The following is a 15,720-nucleotide window of genomic DNA, read 5'->3' on the forward strand; positions in this document are numbered from 1 at the left end:
GGCGCCCCGGGGCGCCCGGGCGCTGGTCCAGGCCGCCAGGGGAGCGCCGGGCCCCGGCCCGCCGCCCCGGTCGCCCGCCGCCCCGCCTCAGAGCGCGACGATGTCCGCGTATCCGTCGATCTCGCGCGGGTCGCGCGTCCCCGGCCCCACGTAGGTCGCCGACGGGCGCACCAGGCGGCCGGTGCGCTTCTGCTCCAGGATGTGCGCGGACCAGCCGGCCGTGCGGGCGCAGGTGAACATCGAGGTGAACATGTGCGCCGGGATCTCCGCGAAGTCCAGCACGATCGCCGCCCAGAACTCCACGTTGGTGGCGAGGACCCGGTCGGGCCGCCGGTTGTGCAGCTCCTCCAGCGCGGCCTTCTCCAGCGCCTCCGCCACCTCGAAGCGCGGTGCGGCGAGCTCACGGGCCGTACGGCGCAGCACGCGGGCGCGCGGGTCCTCGGCCCGGTAGACGCGGTGGCCGAAGCCCATCAGGCGCTCGCCCTGGTCCAGCGCCTTCCTGACGTACGCCGTCGCGTCGCCGGTGCGCTCGATCTCCTCGATCATGCCGAGGACGCGGGAGGGCGCGCCGCCGTGCAGCGGGCCGGACATCGCGCCCACCGCGCCGGACAGGGCGGCCGCCACATCGGCCCCGGTCGAGGCGATGACCCGGGCGGTGAAGGTGGAGGCGTTCATCCCGTGCTCGGCCGCGGACGTCCAGTAGGCGTCGACCGCCTTGACGTGCCGGGGGTCCGGCTCGCCGCGCCAGCGGATCATGAAGCGTTCCACCACGGACTGCGCCTTGTCGATCTCGCTCTGCGGCACCATCGGCAGCCCCTGGCCGCGCGCCGACTGGGCGACGTACGACAGGGCCATCACGGCCGCGCGCGCCAGGTCGTCGCGGGCGGTCGCCTCGTCGATGTCCAGCAGCGGCTTCAGGCCCCACACCGGGGCGAGCATGGCCAGCGCCGACTGCACGTCCACGCGGATGTCACCGGAGTGGACGGGGATCGGGAACGGTTCGGCGGGCGGCAGACCGGGGTTGAACGCCCCGTCGACGAGCAGGCCCCACACGTTGCCGAAGGAGACCTGGCCGACGAGGTCCTCGATGTCGACCCCGCGATAGCGGAGCGAACCGCCCTCCTTGTCCGGCTCGGCGATCTCCGTTTCGAACGCGACGACTCCCTCAAGACCGGGTACGAAGTCGGACATCAGGCGGCTCCCTCAGATCGGCGGTCGGCGGCCGTGGACCTACGAAGGCAGGGGACGACGGCCGCCGCTGTACGAAGGCCACAGGGGCCCGCCCCAAGATATTGGCGGGTTCCTCCCATACGGGGAAGCGTGACATCCGGCACAGGGCCCCATTTCGGCGGTGCGCGGTTACGGCCCCTCGACGCCGGGCACACTCGGTCGCTGCGGCAGGATGGGTTCCGTGCCCACATCAGATCACTCCGTGCCGCGTCCGGATCACGCTGTGCCCGCACCGGATCGCGCAGCCGCGCACCATGCTCCTTCCTCCGGCGACGGCCGTGGCCCCCGGCCGTCGGGGGCCACGCGGCCTCCCGAAGGCCTCGACGGCCCCCGCACCGATTGCACCACCGATCCGGCGGCCATGCGCGAGCAGTACCGCTCGGAGGACTTCACCGAGGACGACCTGAGCTCCGATCCGATGGACCAGTTCGCCCGCTGGTTCCGCCAGGTCGCCGTGGGCGGAGTGCTGCACGAGCCCAACGCGATGGTCGTCTCCACCGCCACCCCGGACGGCCGCCCGTCCTCGCGCACCGTGCTGCTGAAGCAGTACGACACCCGGGGCTTCGTCTTCTTCACGAACTACGACTCCCGCAAGGGCCGCGAACTGGCCGCGAACCCGTACGTCTCGCTGCTCTTCCCCTGGCACCCGATGGCCCGCCAGGTCATCGTCACCGGCACCGCCTCCCGCGTGCCGCGTGAGGAGACCGTCGGCTACTTCCGGACCCGCCCGCACGGCTCCCAGCTCGGCGCGTGGGCCAGCGCCCAGTCCACGCCGGTCGGCTCCCGCCAGGAGCTGATCACCCGCTACGAGGAGCTGGCCGCCCGCTACCCGGAGGGCGAGAAGGTCCCGGCCCCGCCGCACTGGGGCGGCTTCCGGGTGATTCCGGAGGCGATCGAGTTCTGGCAGGGCCACGAGAACCGGCTGCACGACCGGCTGCGGTACGTGCGCGAGGGGGAGGGGACGCCCGCGGCCTGGCGGGTGGAGCGGCTCTGCCCGTGAGCGCGGGGGCCTTCACCGCCCGCCCCTGTGAGTTCGGGGGCCTCGCTCCCGGAGCCGGGCCCCGGCAACGCAGAAACCCGCAGGCTCTGGTTCCTCCGTGCACAGAGGAGCCGGCCGGACTTACCGGCGAGCCTGCGGGTCGGTGACTGCTGTGGATTGGCCGACGTCCGGCCTGCACGGCAAAGAGCGCGACGAACGGGCGTCAGCCCGCAGTCACCTCACGAGTCCGAAAAGAAATCACTTCCGGAACACCTCCTTTCTTCGCTGGTCTCAGCCTAGGAGCCGTCTCCTCTGCGGTTCAAGCCATTTATTCGGCGAAGAGGGCTGTGCGCCGCGCCACGTTCGAGTTGAATGGTGTGACGTGCGGCGATACGCGCGGCGACGCGAGGGGAAACGGCGGACACGTTCTGCGGGGGGTACGGAGTGAGTGCTTCCAGGAGCAGCGGGACCACCGACGCGCTCGGGCCGGACGAGGTTCCCGGCGGCGGGCGGCCGGGTGGGCCCGGGGGCCAGGGACCCGGGGGCGGCGGGGCCGGCGACGGGCCGGACGGCTCCCGGCTGCTGGCGGCTCTGCTCGACGGCATGGACGCCGCGCTCTGCGCGTTCGACGCACGCGGCGCCGTCACCCACTGGAACCGGGAGGCCGAGCGCATTCTCGGCTGGTCCGCAGAGGAGGCCGTCGGGCGCACCGGGTTCGCCGGCTGGGCGGTGCGCCGGGCCGACGCGGACGAGGTACAGGCGCGGCTGATGGCCGCCATGGGCGCCCCGGGGCGGCAGGTGCACGAGTTCGCGCTGCTGCGCAAGGACGGCGGCCGGGTGCTCGTGCGGACCCAGTCCGCCGGGGTGCGCGGTGCGGACGGGAGGCCTGCCGGGGTCTACTGCGCGTTCAGCGAGGTGCACGCCCAGATCGATCTGGAGCGGGCCATCGCGCTGAGCGAGGCGCTGCTGGAGGACGCGGCCTGGGGCGTGGTGCTCGTCGACGTCGACCTCCGCCCGACCGTGGTCAACGCCTACGCCGCCCGCGCGCTCGGCGGCGGGCGCACCGGCCTCTTGGGCCGCCCCCTCGGCGAGCTGGTCGCCCAGGGCGTCGAGGAGCTGGAGGCCGCCCTTCAGCATGTGCTGGCCGACGGTGCGCCGAGCGACCCGGCGGAGTTCTGGGTGACGCTGCGGACCGCGGAGGGCGAGCGCCGCCGGTGCTGGCGCAGCGGCTTCCTGCGGCTGGCGTCGCCGCTGACGGAAGAACCGGTTCCGCTCGGGCTGGGCTGGCTGTTCCGGGACGTCACGGCGGCGAAGCTCGCGGAGCAGGAGGCGGACCGGCTGCGCTTCCGGACGAGCCAGCTGCACCGGGCGGCCCGCGCGGCGTCCGAATGCGAGGACCCGATGGAGGCGGCGACCGCCCTGCTGGACTTCGCGCTGGCCGGCTTCGCCGACCACGTCCTGGTCGACCTGGTGGCGGGCGAGCGCCTGGTCCGTACGGCGGCCACCCCGTTCGACGCCCCGGGCCCCTGCCTCCCGGTCTCCGGCGGCTCCGCCCCGGCCCGCTACGGCCCCGGCCACCCCGCGCTCGCGTCGGTCGAGCGCACCGGCACGGTCCGTACGAGCGTGGCCTCCGCCGACGCGGGCCCGGCCTGGGCGGCCGAGCGCCGCTGGCCCCCGGACGCGGCGCACGCGCTGTGCGCGGTGCTCCGCAGCCGGGGGCGGACGCTGGGCGTGCTGACCTTCCTGCGCGCGGCGAACCGGGCCGCGTTCGAACGCCCGGACACGGCGTACGCGGAGACGGTGGCGGCCCGGGTCGCGGGCGCGGTCGACCTGGCCCGGGCGACGTCGGGGCCGCAGGCGGACGGGGCGGGCGCGCCGTAGCGGGGCGACGGCCCGGGGGGACCGCCCCCGTGGTGCGGCCCGGGGGGCGTCCCCGTGGTGGCGTCCGGAGGGCGGGCTCCCGTGGGCGCGTTCCGTCGTGGCGCGGCCCGGTGTGCCGTCAGTGGCGGTAGAAGATCCGCTCCCGGTACTCCGTCATGACCCGGCCGTTCCACTCGTGGCCGCCGTCGACGTTCCCCGAGCGCAGGAGCGGCGGCTCGACGCCCCGGGCCACCAGCTCCTCCGCGGCGGCCGCCATCATCGCCTGCATGATCGCGCTGGTCACCACGGTGGAGGCCGGGGCGAAGGGCGCCTCGACGCCGGGGGCCGTCAGCTCCGCGTCACCGATGGCGATCTTGCTGTCCAGGACGATGTCGCAGTGGTCGCGCAGGAACCCGCCGGAGGTGTGCCGGGAGCGGGTGTTCTCCGCGTAGGCGACCGAGGTGACGCCGATGACCTTCAGTCCGAGGGCGCGGGCGTTCTGGGCCATTTCGACGGGCAGGGCGTTGCGCCCCGACAGCGAGATGATCACGAGGACGTCCCCGGCGGTGGCGGGGCTGGAGTCCAGGACCGCAGAGGCCAGGCCGTCCACCCGCTCCAGCGCAGAGCCGAGCGTGGCCGGCATGACGTCCACACCCGTGGTGCCGGGGACGGTGAGCAGGTTCATCAGGGCCAGGCCGCCCGCCCGGTAGACGACGTCCTGGGCGGCGAGCGAGGAGTGCCCCGCCCCGAAGGCGAACAGCCGCCCGCCCGCCACGACGGTGTCGGCGATCGCCGTGCCGGCGGCGGCGATGCTGCCCGACTCCTCGTCCCGCACCCGGGTCAGCAAGCCGATCGCTGCGTCGAAGAACTGACCGGCCAGCTTGCTTTCGCTCATCGAGGAGAGCCCTTTCGGCGGGGGTGGGGCGGGAGGGGGCACAGGGGCGTCCGACGGCTGGGAATGCCGGTGCCGCCGATCACGTTGCGGTCTGGACCAGTGGCCTGTCAATAGCGCCTGACGGCCTCGACCGGGTGGTCTCGCACCGGGGCGGCACGGTTGGCGTCGCGATGGGTCAGAATTGGGGCAGGGCCGTCGCACGACGTTTTTTGTCACAGCACCGAGGGGCACGTATGTCCGGACTGATCGACACCACGGAGATGTATCTCCGCACCATCCTCGAACTGGAAGAGGAAGGTGTGGTCCCCATGCGCGCCCGCATCGCTGAACGGCTGGACCAGAGTGGTCCCACCGTCAGTCAGACGGTGGCCCGCATGGAGCGCGACGGGCTGGTCCAGGTCGCCGGCGACCGCCACCTGGAGCTGACAGAGGAGGGCCGCCGCCTCGCCACGCGCGTCATGCGCAAGCACCGGCTCGCCGAGTGCCTGCTCGTCGACGTGATCGGCCTGGAGTGGGAGCAGGTGCACGCCGAGGCCTGCCGCTGGGAGCACGTGATGAGCGAGGCGGTGGAGCGGCGGGTGCTGGAGCTGCTGCGGCACCCGACGGAGTCGCCGTACGGGAACCCCATCCCGGGGCTGGAGGAGCTGGGCGAGGAGGCCGAGGCCGATCCGTTCCTGGACGAGTCCATGGTGAGCCTGTCCGAGCTGGACCCGGGCCCAGAGGGCAAGACGGTGGTGGTGCGGCGGATCGGGGAGCCGATCCAGACCGACGCCCAGCTGATGTACACGCTGCGCAGGGCCGGGGTGCAGCCCGGTTCCGTGGTCAGCGTGACCGAGTCGCCCGGCGGGGTGCTGGTCGGCTCCAGCGGGGAGGCGGCCGAGCTCGGCGCGGACATCGCGTCGCACGTCTTCGTCGCCAAGCGCTGAGGTGTCGGCAGTCGTCGGGCGCCAAGCGCTGAGGTGTCGGCAGTCGTGGGGCGCCGAGCGCTGAGGCGTCGGCAGTCCTCGTCGCCGGGGAGAGGGCGCGGCGTCCGCCCGCGTCGCCGGGGCGGGGCGCCGACGCGGCCCCGGCGACGGCGGTTTCGGGGCCGTCATGGCGACCGAACCGTGATGTGCGCTTCCCGGTTTCCGTCCGGAATCGCAGCGCCCGGACGCATCCCGTGCCAGGCTGAGGCCAGGCAGAGGACCTGAGGGTGTCGGCCGGCTGCGGTCGGCACGGTCGGGGAGGGAGCAGGGCATGCACCCGTCGTACCGGCACGCGCACCGGACGGTGTCCGGTGGCGGGCTTCCAGGCGCCCTGGTTCTGAAGGGCGGGGCGGGCGTCGCGCCACCGCTCGCCATTGTTGTCGAAGCGGGCCCGTCCATCGCCGCCGCAGTGGCCCCGGCGGTGGCCGCAGGGGGCCCGGCGGCCTTGGAGGGCCCGTCCCGGAGTCGGCTCCGGGGCCGCCGCTCCCGGACGAGGTGCGGCCCCGGCGTCCGAGGACGCCGGGGCCTGTCCTCCCCTGTGTCGACCCGGAGCCCCGAGCTCTCAAGGTCGTCCCCTGCGGGCCCTTGTCCCCGAGCGGCCCGCCTCCCGGTGAAGATCTCCCCCCGACGGACGGCGTCAATCGTTGACGGGTGTCACTCGAAGGTGGGGTGTTGGGTGGCGAAACCCTGTTCTCGAATAAATGTTCGATAGCCTGGCGGGGTGCGACCACACGGCGAGCGGGGGCCAGGGTGATCGAGGACCAGAAGGAGATGCCAGGATTCATGGTGCGGCGCATCGATGTGACCGGATTCGACGGCGTACGCCTCGCGGCGTGGGAGTTCGCCGATCCGCCCAAGGGGCGTGCGGAGAACGACAGCGCGCCGGGGGTCTTACTGCTGCACGGACTGATGGGACGGGCCTCCCACTGGGCTCCGACCGCCCGCTGGCTCGCCGAGCGTTACCGTGCGGTCGGCCTCGACCAGCGCGGCCACGGCCGCAGCGAGAAGCCCGCCGACGGCCCCTTCACCCGCGACGCCTACGTCTTTGACGTCGAGGCCGCGATAGAACAGCTCGAACTCGGCCCCGTCACCATCGTCGGTCACGCCATGGGAGCGCTCACCGGCTGGCAGCTCGCCGCCAAGCGCCCCGACCTCGTCCGCGCCCTCGTCATCTGCGACATGCGGGCCTCCTCCCTCGGTGCGGCCTCCCAGCGCGAGTGGAGCGACTGGTTCGACGCCTGGCCCCTGCCCTTCGCCACCCTCGCCGACGTACGGAAGTGGTTCGGCGAGGACGACCCCTGGGTCGAACGGCCGAACCCCTCGCGCGGCGAGTTCTACGCCGAGGTGATGGCCGAGCGGGAGGACGGCTGGCGCCCGGTCTTCTCCCGCCGCCACATGCTCCGCTCCCGCGCCACCTGGGTCTTCGACGCCCATTGGGACGAGCTGGCCCAGGTGCGCTGCCCCACCCTGGTGCTGCGCGGCCTCGACGGTGAGCTGGGCCGTGCCGAGGCCCAGGAGATGGTCCGGGTGCTGCCCCGCGGCCAGTACGCGGAGGTGGCGGACGCGGGGCACCTCGTCCACTACGACCAGCCGGAGGGCTGGCGGGCGGCGGTGGAGCCGTTCCTGGAGCAGCTCGCGGAGGACAGCCGGGAGGATCGCGAACCGGTCGCGCCGTAAGCCGCACGGAGCGGCCGACCCGAGCGTGGCGCCCGACCCGCAGCCCGCAGCCCGCAGCCCGTGTTGGCCCGTGCGTGCCGCACCGCCCGCGTGCCGTGCTGCCCGTGCGCGCCGTGCTGCCCGTGCGACCAGGCACCGCCCGTGTGACCCGCACCGCCCGTGCGACCCGCTGCGAGCCCATGAGCCCGGGCCCCGTACCCGTCCGCCCGCACCGGTCCAGCCTGGCCGCCCCGCCCAGCCCCGCCCTGGCCCGGGGCTGTCCCTGCCCCGCCCCGGTCCGCCGCCCGCCGGTGCGTCAGCCCTTGCTGACCGCCGCCAGGATCTCCGGCAGCCGGTTCGCGGTGCGCGGTGCGGCGAACCGCAGCCCCGCCCACCCGACGAGCGCCCCGTAGCCGAGACCGGCCGGCACCAGCAGCCACAGCCCGTCGTGGTGGTCCGCGAGGTGGGCCCAGACCGTCAGCGCGATCACCGGCGCGGCCAGCAGCGCGGCGGCCAGCATGCCGCCGAGGATCGACATCCAGACCAGACCGGCCTGACCCGGGACGGCGTTCTTGAACGCGCCGTCCTGCGGAATGGAGTACGGGGACAGCGCCGAGGCGACCGCCCCCGTCGCCAGCATCGCGCCCAGCAGGGCGAAGGACAGTCCCAGCGCCCCCGGCAGCGACTGCCAGTCACCGACCAGCGCCGCCGTCCCCACGCAGACCACCAGCGTGTACGGCAGGGTGATCAGCAACAGGGTCAGCGCCCGGGCCCGCAGCTCGACGTAAGCGTCCCGGGTCGAGGAGATCGTCAGCGCCACCATCCAGAAGGCAGAGGTGTCCTGACCGAACTGGTTGTACATCTGCATGCCGAGCATCCCGGCGGCGAAGCACGCGAAGTACACGGAGCCGGCGCCCTGCAACGCGTTGAGCAGCGGCACGATCGCCCCGATGGCCAACGCCGTCACCCAGGCGGCCTTCGTCTTCGGGTCCCGCGCCACGTACCGCAGGCCGCGCTGGACCACCGTCGCCGTGCGGCCCTCCGGGAGCAGCGCCGAGAGACCGGTGCGGCCGGTCCCCGACTCCTTGCGGGACGGTTCCGCCGCGGCCAGCGTCGAGCCGTCCGGTGAGGTCATCAACCGCGTCAGGCTCCGCTGCCACATCCACACCAGCGCGGCCAGGGCGCCCACCGTGATGAACGTCTGGAGGACCGCGACCCCGTACGCGCCGTCCGACGCCGAGTCCACCGCCCCCACGGCGGAGGCGCCGGGCAGCCAGCGGACCACGTCCGCCGCGGGTTCCAGGGCCGAGAGTCCGCCGGACTGGCCGATCCGCTGCGCGCCGAAGTTGACGAACTGGATGCCCACCGCGATCACCAGCCCGCTGAGCACCGCGAGGTCGCGGCCCTTGCGGGAGTTCAGCAGCCGGACGTTGGCCGTGGCCACCGCGCGTGACAGCGCCACGCAGAGCAGCATCGTCAGCGGGACCGCGAGGACCCCGAACGCCACGCCCGCCGCCCCGTGCGCCAGCGCGAGCACCGAGCCGGCCACCAGGCACAGGGTGAACAGAGGGCCGATGCCGATCATCGAGGACACCAGCAGGGCCCGGATCAGCGGCCGGGGCCGCAGCGGCAGCATCACCAGCCGGGTCGGGTCGAGGGTGTCGTCCCCGCTCGGGAAGAACAGCGGCAGCACCGCCCAGCCGAGCGCCACCACGCCGGTGAGCAGCACCACGACCGTGCCCGCGTGCTCGTTGCCGCGCAGCAGGACCAGGCCCAGCACCTGGCCGGCGGCGAGCAGCAGGGTGAGGACGAGCGAGACGACGAACGCGGCCTTCCGCCCGGACGACTGCCGCAGCCCGTTCCGCAGGAGCGTCAGCTTCAGCCGGACGAAGACGGAGGTCAGGCCCTGGGCAGAGGCCGCTGGGGCGGCGGCGCCCGCCGGGGCGTCCAGCACGCTCATCGGGAGCCGCCCAGCCAGTCGAGGGAGTCGCCGGCGTCCCGGCCGCCCGCGCCGACCAGTTCGAGGAAGGCGCTCTGAAGGGAGGGCGCGTCGCCGCGCACCTCGGCGAGCGTGCCGTGGGCCTTGATCCGGCCCGCCGCCATCACGGCCACCCAGTCGCACAGCGACTCGACGAGCTCCATCACATGGCTGGAGAAGACCACCGTCGCCCCGGACCGGGTGTAGCGCTCCAGCACACCGCGGATCGTCTGGGCGGAGACCGGGTCGACGCCCTCGAACGGCTCGTCCAGGAAGAGCACTTCGGGGTTGTGGAGGAGGGCGGCCGCCAGCCCGATCTTCTTCCGCATGCCGGTGGAGTAGTCCACGACCAGCTTGTGCTGCGAGCCCGCGAGGTCCAGCACGTCCAGCAGCTGGGTGGCCCGCTTGTCGACCTCGTCGCCGGGCAGCCCCCGCAACCGGCCGTTGTACGCGAGCAGTTCACGCCCCGAGAGTCGCTCGAAGAGCCGCAGCCCCTCCGGCAGCACCCCGATCCGGGACTTCACCTCGACCGGGTCCGCCCACACGTCGTGGCCCGCGACCTCGATCGTGCCCATGTCCGGCCGGAGGAGCCCGGTGACCATGGAGAGCGTGGTCGTCTTGCCCGCGCCGTTGGGCCCCACCAGCCCGATGAACTTCCCCGCCGGGACCTCCAGATCGATCCCCGACACGGCGACCTGGTCCCCGAACCGCTTCCACAGCCCCTGTATGCGCACGGCGGGCCGCGGTGGACGCGCACCGCCCGCCGCCTCTGTCTCCGTACGTGCGTTTGCCTGGTCCGGCATGGCACAACCTTTCGATATCCCCGCTGAACAGGGACCACCCTACGAAAGGGGCGCCGGGCCCCTACGGGACGCGGGTGCGCGCGTCGGCCGCCGCGCGTGCGCACGCGTAGGACAGCGGGCTGATCAACTCCTCCACCTCGGGCAGCCAGCGGTTGGCGTGGGTGGGCCTGCGGGCCCACTGCACGGCCCCGCGTCCGCCGACCCGGGTCGGCGGGGCGGCGATGTAGTGGCCCTCGCCGCGGGCGGTCAGATCGATCGCCGCGGCGTCCCAGCCCAGCGCGCGCACCAGCTCAAAGGCCTTGGCCGCCGCGCCAGGCAGGACGAAGAACAGCATGCGCCGGTCGGGCGTGCGGGTGACCGGGCCGAGCGTCACGTCCATCCGCTCCATCCGGGCCAGCGCCAGGAACCCCGCGGACTCGGGGACGTCGAGCGCGTCGAAGGCGCGCCCGGTCGGCAGCAGCACCGAGGCGCGCGGCTGCCGGGTCCACAGGCGCCGGGCGGCCGCGCCGCTGCCCGTCGCCCCGCCCGCCCAGTCGGGCCGGGGCGCGTGCGCGCCGGGCCGGGGGCAGGCGGGCTCGCCGCAGGAGCAGCGCTCCGCACCGTCCACCGCCTCCAGCCAGGTGCCGGGGAACACGTCCCAGTGACGCTCCTCCGCATACCGCACCGCGGCGTCGAGCAGGTGGTCCCCCCGCTGCTGAGGGACCTGTGCGGCTTCCGTGACTCCGATGGGCTCTTCCACGACCAGCACAACTCCCGCCGCCAACCGGAGTTACGGGCGTGGCGGGCGGGGACACGGCGCACCGCGCCCTCACACGGGGCGCATCGGTGCATGGGCGGGGGCGCGCGTGCGGCGTCGCGCCGAAGGGCGGGTAACCACCACCGGGACCACCGCCGCCGGCGTCGCCGGGCCACCGGCAAGAGGGCCGTCAGGAGCCGCACCGGAACCATCGACAGAGCCGCGGTCACGGCGTCAACACGCCGCGACCGTACCGAATGCCGAGGAATATGCGCATTTCTTGTGTATGCGCCGGGCAGTGATCCCCTTCCACCGATCACTGCCCATACCTACTGTTCCAGGGGGACATATGGCAGCAAGGCCTCTCGTAGCCCGCCAGCCCAACGAACGGCTCCAGACGCTCATCCAGGAAGCCGCCTGTTCCAACGCGGGCCTCGCGCGCCGCGTGAACATGGTCGGGGCCGAACGCGGGCTCGACCTGCGCTACGACAAGACGTCCGTCGCCCGCTGGCTGCGCGGCCAGCAGCCGCGGGGGCGGGCCCCGGGCATCATCGCCGAGGCGCTCGGCCGCAAGCTCGGCCGTACGGTCACGATCGACGAGATCGGCATGGCCAACGGCAAGAACCTGGCCTCTGGCGTCGGCCTCCAGTACGCGCCGACCGTGGCCGGCGCCGTCGAGCAGGTCTGTGAGCTGTGGCGCAGCGACGTGGGCCGGCGTGATCTGCTCACCGGCTCGGCGGTCGCCGCCTCCGCGCTGGTCGAGCCCAGCCGCGACTGGCTGATCTCGGGCACGGACCCCCAGGTCGAGCGGACGGCGGGGGCCAGGGTCGGCATGACCGACGTCGAGGCGGTGCGGGCGATGACCGCCGCCCTCACCGACCTCGACCACCGCTTCGGCAGCGGCCATGTGCGCCCCGTCCTCGTGCACTACCTCAACAGCGTGGTCTCCGGGCTGCTTACCGGGGCCTACCGCGAACAGGTGGGGCGCGCGTTGTTCGGCGCGGTGGCGCGCCTGAGCGAGCTGGGCGGCTACATGGCCGTCGACACCGGTCAGCCCGGTCTCGCCCAGCGGTACTACATCCAGGCCCTGCGGCTCGCGCAGGCTGCGGGCGACCGGGCGTACGGCGGTTATGTGCTCGCCGCATCGATGAGCCACCTCGCCGCCCAGCTCGGCAACCCGCGCGAGATCGCCCAACTGGCCCGCGCGGCCCAGGAAGGGGCCCGGGGGCAGGTCACTCCCCGGGCCCAGGCGATGTTCTACGCCGCGGAGGCCCGGGGGCACGCCCTGCTCGGCGACGCCCGGTCCTGCCAGGTGGTGACGGGGCGGGCGGTCGCCGCACTGGAGCAGGCCGATCCGGACACCGGCGACGACCCGGCCTGGATCGCGCACTTCGACGCGGGCTACCTCGCGGACGAACTGGCCCACTGCCACCGGGACCTGGGGCAGGCGGAGGAGGCCGCCCGGCGGGCCGAGGAGGCGCTGGCCGCGCTGCCGCGGACGCGGGCCCGCCGCCGGGGGATCGGGCTGGTGCTGCTGGCCTCGGCCCAGGTGCAGCAGCGCGAGGTCGAGCGGGCCTGCCACACGGGCACACGGGCGATGGAGCTGCTGGGGACGGTGCGCTCCAGTCGGGGAGCCGAGTATCTCGACGACCTCCAGCAGCGCCTCGCCCCGTATGCCGAGGAGCCCGCGGTGCGGGAGTTCGGGCAGCGGTTGGAGCTCCAGGCGGCCTGAACGCCCCGGGGCCCGGAGTGCGGCGGACCGGGCCCCGCGCGGTCCTGCGGCCCGAGGGCCCGGGGCCACGGGGCGGGGCGCGTCGCGGCCGCGGTGGGCCGGGATGGGCGCCCACGGCAACGGGTGTCCAGGACGCAGCCGTTGACGCCCCAGGTCGTTGCTGACGCCCGCCGTCGACGGCACCGGGCGTTGACGGCGCCGGCCGTCGACAGCGCCGGGGACCGGCCGGATGTTACCTGCCCTGTGAAGGGGTGGTGAGGGGTACCACGCGCTTGGCGGAGGGGGGCGACCACCCGATAGCGTGAGCCGACGATTCCGTAGGTTCACACGTAGGAGTCCTGGTGACGCAGAGCGGACAGGGCGGCGAGCAGCAGCTCCCCGCCGCACGACCCGCGCACGAGGGTGTCGTGCTGCCCGCCGACGGGGGCGCCCCGTGGAGCCCGGGAGGGCCCGCGGCAGGGCAGGGCGGCGAGCAGACGGCGCCCGCGGGCGGGCAGCCGTGGGGCGGCCCCTGGGGGCCGCAGTCCGACGCGCCGCCGCAGCCGGAGGCGCCGGGCCACTACGGCTATCCGCAGGCCCAGCCCCTGCCGCCCGCGCAGCAGCCGCCGGGCCAAGGGATGTACCAGCAGTCCGACGCGTACCAGCAGCCCCAGCAGTCCGGCGCGTACCAGCAGCCGGAGGGGTATCAGGGGCGCCAGCAGCCCGGGCCGTATCAGCAGCCCGGCCCGTATCAGCAGGCCGCGCCGTATGAGCAGCCCGGGGCCTATCAGCCGCACCAGCAGGCGCACCGGCCTCCGGCCCAGCCCCTGCCGTACGCCCAGCCGTTGCCGCCGGAGTCCGGGACCGGCGCTCACGGGGCCCACGGTGCTCCCGGCGGGGAGGCGGACGCCACGCAGTACATCGCTCCCGTCCCCGGCGGCCCAGGGCCCGCCGGAGTGCCGCCGCAGGGCGGAGACGCGGACGCGACGCAGTACATAGCGGCGGTGCCCGCAGGGGCCCCCTACGGGACCGGGGCGGGGGGGCCGGAGGACCGGCACCCGCCCGCGGAGTTCGACAACCTGTTCCGTACGGACGAGCCGGCGGGCGCCACCCAGCAGATGCCGCAGCTCGACGCGGGGCAGCAGCCTCCGCCGTACCGGCAGGGCCACCGGCCCCGGCAGGGCGCCCCGTTGCCGCCCACGACCTCGCAGGGCCATCCGCCCGGTCTCCAGAGCCGTCAGGAGCCGGGCGGGGCGGCGTACCCGGCCGACGCGCCGCCGCGCAGGCGGTCGGCGCACGTTCCCCTGATCGCCGCGGTCGTCGTGGGCTGCGCGGTCGTCGGGCTCGGCGCGGGCGCGCTGATGAGCGGTGGCGACGACCCGGGCAAGGACGACAAGCAGCCGGTCGCGGCGCAGAGTTCGCAGGCCGCGTCCCCCACGGCCGAGCCCACGGCGGAGCCCACCGTCGATCCGGCCAAGCCCCAGGCCGAGGCGCTGGACAAGCTGCTCGCCGACAGCAACAACAGCCGAGCGGCGGTGATCAGCGCGGTCGAGAAGGTCAAGGCATGCAAGGACCTGGACCAGGCGAACACCGACCTCAGGGGAGCCGCCCAGCAACGCCGCGACCTGGTGACCCGGCTCGACGCGCTGACCCTGGACCAGCTGCCCCGGCACGCCGAGCTGACGTCGTCGCTGACCCGCGCGTGGAAGGCGTCGGCCGCGGCCGACGAGCACTACGCCACCTGGTCCCGGCAGGCCAAGAAGAACAAGACCGTCTGCAAGGGCGGCCAGGCCCGGAGGACGAACGAGACCGCGCGCGGGGACACGCAGAGCGGTGTGGCCACCGAGGCCAAGAAGAAGGCGTCCGCGCTCTGGAACGCCATCGCCGAGGAGCACGGACTCACCAAGCACACGTACGTGGAGCTCTGAGGCCGGTCACCGGCGCCCGGCGCGCCCGGGAGGCCTGGTCCCCCGGCGCGCCGGGGCTCCGCGCCTCCCGGGGCCCGGCTCCGAGCACCCCCCGTTATGTTTTTCGCGGTCCTGCAATGGGGCCGCTGGCCTCCGGGCCCGGCATGACTGTGTCCCCCTGTCGAACGGATGACCTGGGGGGTGGTGTCACCGGGCCCGGGAGGTGTCCGTCGGAGACGCTGATCAGAGGTCCGGCCGCCACCCCGTCCGGCGCAACGCCGGACAGCTCGCGGATGGCAGGTCTGCATAACGTGGATGCGCGAGTACGACACCGAAGCCGAGGCCGGCACCGACAACACCCTCTGGAAGGGCGGCATGTTCGACACCGAAGACGTGGGCGTGTTCCTCGGCCTGGACGTCGGCAAGAGCACCCATCACGGCCACGGGCTCACCCCGGCCGGAAAAAAGGTCTTCGACAAGCAGCTGCCCAACAGCGAGCCGAAGCTGCGGGCCGTGTTCGACAAACTGGCCGCGAAGTTCGGCACCGTCCTGGTGATCGTGGACCAGCCTGCCTCCATCGGCGCCCTGCCCCTGACCGTCGCCCGCAATGCGGGCTGCAAGGTCGCCTACCTGCCCGGCCTGGCGATGCGCCGGATCGCCGACCTCTACCCCGGCGAGGCCAAGACCGACGCCAAGGACGCGGCCGTGATCGCGGACGCGGCCCGCACCATGCCACACACCCTGCGCTCGCTGGAGCTGACCGACGAGATCACCGCCGAGCTCACCGTACTCGTCGGCTTCGACCAAGACCTTGCGGCCGAGACCACCCGCACCAGCAACCGGATACGCGGACTGCTCACCCAGTTCCACCCCAGCCTCGAACGCGTCCTCGGACCGCGCCTGGACCACCAGGCCGTCACCTGGCTCCTGGAGCGTTACGGCTCCCCGGCCGCCCTGCGCAAAGCCGGTCGCCGCAGACTCGTGGAACTGATCCGCCCGA

Annotated in this window: 12 protein-coding genes; 7 read left to right on the plus strand and 5 right to left on the minus strand. The window is 74.0% G+C overall.

Annotated features, from left to right (window positions below; all coding sequences use genetic code 11):
• Positions 1-87: 87 nt before the first annotated feature.
• Positions 88-1,191, minus strand: a complete 1,104-nt coding sequence (locus V9U70_RS22240; RefSeq protein ID WP_336677851.1) for a citrate synthase 2 — start codon at positions 1,189-1,191, stop codon at positions 88-90.
• Positions 1,192-1,591: 400 nt separating this feature from the next.
• Here V9U70_RS22240 and pdxH point away from each other — a divergent pair, with 400 nt between their 5' ends.
• Positions 1,592-2,230, plus strand: coding sequence for a pyridoxamine 5'-phosphate oxidase (gene pdxH, locus V9U70_RS22245; protein WP_336677852.1), 639 nt, complete (start codon positions 1,592-1,594; stop codon positions 2,228-2,230).
• A gap of 423 nt (positions 2,231-2,653) precedes the next feature.
• A complete protein-coding gene (locus tag V9U70_RS22250) occupies positions 2,654-4,090 on the plus strand; it encodes a PAS domain S-box protein (RefSeq protein ID WP_336677854.1) in 1,437 nt (478 codons plus the stop codon).
• A gap of 118 nt (positions 4,091-4,208) precedes the next feature.
• Here the strand turns inward: V9U70_RS22250 and V9U70_RS22255 are convergent, their stop codons facing one another.
• Positions 4,209-4,964: an SIS domain-containing protein gene (locus V9U70_RS22255; protein WP_336677856.1), complete on the minus strand. Its 756-nt coding sequence runs from the start codon at positions 4,962-4,964 to the stop codon at positions 4,209-4,211.
• Positions 4,965-5,197: 233 nt separating this feature from the next.
• Here V9U70_RS22255 and V9U70_RS22260 point away from each other — a divergent pair, with 233 nt between their 5' ends.
• Together V9U70_RS22260 and V9U70_RS22265 are read left to right on the plus strand one after the other, a co-directional pair.
• Positions 5,198-5,890 (plus strand): iron-dependent transcriptional repressor DtxR, encoded by a 693-nt coding sequence (locus V9U70_RS22260; RefSeq protein ID WP_336677857.1) that lies wholly within the window; start codon positions 5,198-5,200, stop codon positions 5,888-5,890.
• Positions 5,891-6,712: 822 nt separating this feature from the next.
• Positions 6,713-7,606 (plus strand): alpha/beta fold hydrolase, encoded by an 894-nt coding sequence (locus V9U70_RS22265; RefSeq protein ID WP_336677872.1) that lies wholly within the window; start codon positions 6,713-6,715, stop codon positions 7,604-7,606.
• Positions 7,607-7,901: 295 nt separating this feature from the next.
• Here the strand turns inward: V9U70_RS22265 and V9U70_RS22270 are convergent, their stop codons facing one another.
• The 3 genes from V9U70_RS22270 to V9U70_RS22280 form a co-directional block, all read right to left on the minus strand.
• Positions 7,902-9,545 carry a transporter gene (locus tag V9U70_RS22270; protein ID WP_336677858.1) on the minus strand — a complete coding sequence of 548 codons (1,644 nt, stop codon included), beginning with the start codon at positions 9,543-9,545 and terminating at the stop codon, positions 7,902-7,904.
• The gene (locus V9U70_RS22275) at positions 9,542-10,366 is read right to left on the minus strand and encodes an ABC transporter ATP-binding protein (RefSeq protein WP_336677860.1); all 825 of its coding nucleotides are present in this window, start codon (positions 10,364-10,366) and stop codon (positions 9,542-9,544) included. Before V9U70_RS22275 ends, V9U70_RS22270 begins: the two co-directional genes overlap by 4 nt.
• Before the next feature lie 61 nt (positions 10,367-10,427).
• Complete coding sequence (locus tag V9U70_RS22280; RefSeq protein ID WP_336677861.1) at positions 10,428-11,114, minus strand: bifunctional DNA primase/polymerase; 687 nt, start codon at positions 11,112-11,114, stop codon at positions 10,428-10,430.
• A 337-nt stretch (positions 11,115-11,451) separates the two neighbouring features.
• Between V9U70_RS22280 and V9U70_RS22285 the strand changes: the two genes are divergently transcribed.
• The 3 genes from V9U70_RS22285 to V9U70_RS22295 all read left to right on the plus strand — a co-directional run.
• Entirely contained in the window at positions 11,452-12,834 is a 1,383-nt protein-coding gene (locus V9U70_RS22285; RefSeq protein ID WP_336677862.1) for an NsdA family TPR-like regulatory protein, read from the plus strand.
• Positions 12,835-13,175: 341 nt separating this feature from the next.
• Positions 13,176-14,741, plus strand: a complete 1,566-nt coding sequence (locus V9U70_RS22290; protein WP_336677864.1) for a hypothetical protein — start codon at positions 13,176-13,178, stop codon at positions 14,739-14,741.
• 354 nt (positions 14,742-15,095) lie between these two features.
• A partial coding sequence (locus V9U70_RS22295) for an IS110 family transposase (protein WP_336672611.1) occupies positions 15,096-15,720 on the plus strand: 625 nt, incomplete at its 3' end.

Source organism: Streptomyces pratensis (assembly GCF_037137275.1).
Classification (GTDB): domain Bacteria; phylum Actinomycetota; class Actinomycetes; order Streptomycetales; family Streptomycetaceae; genus Streptomyces; species Streptomyces pratensis_B.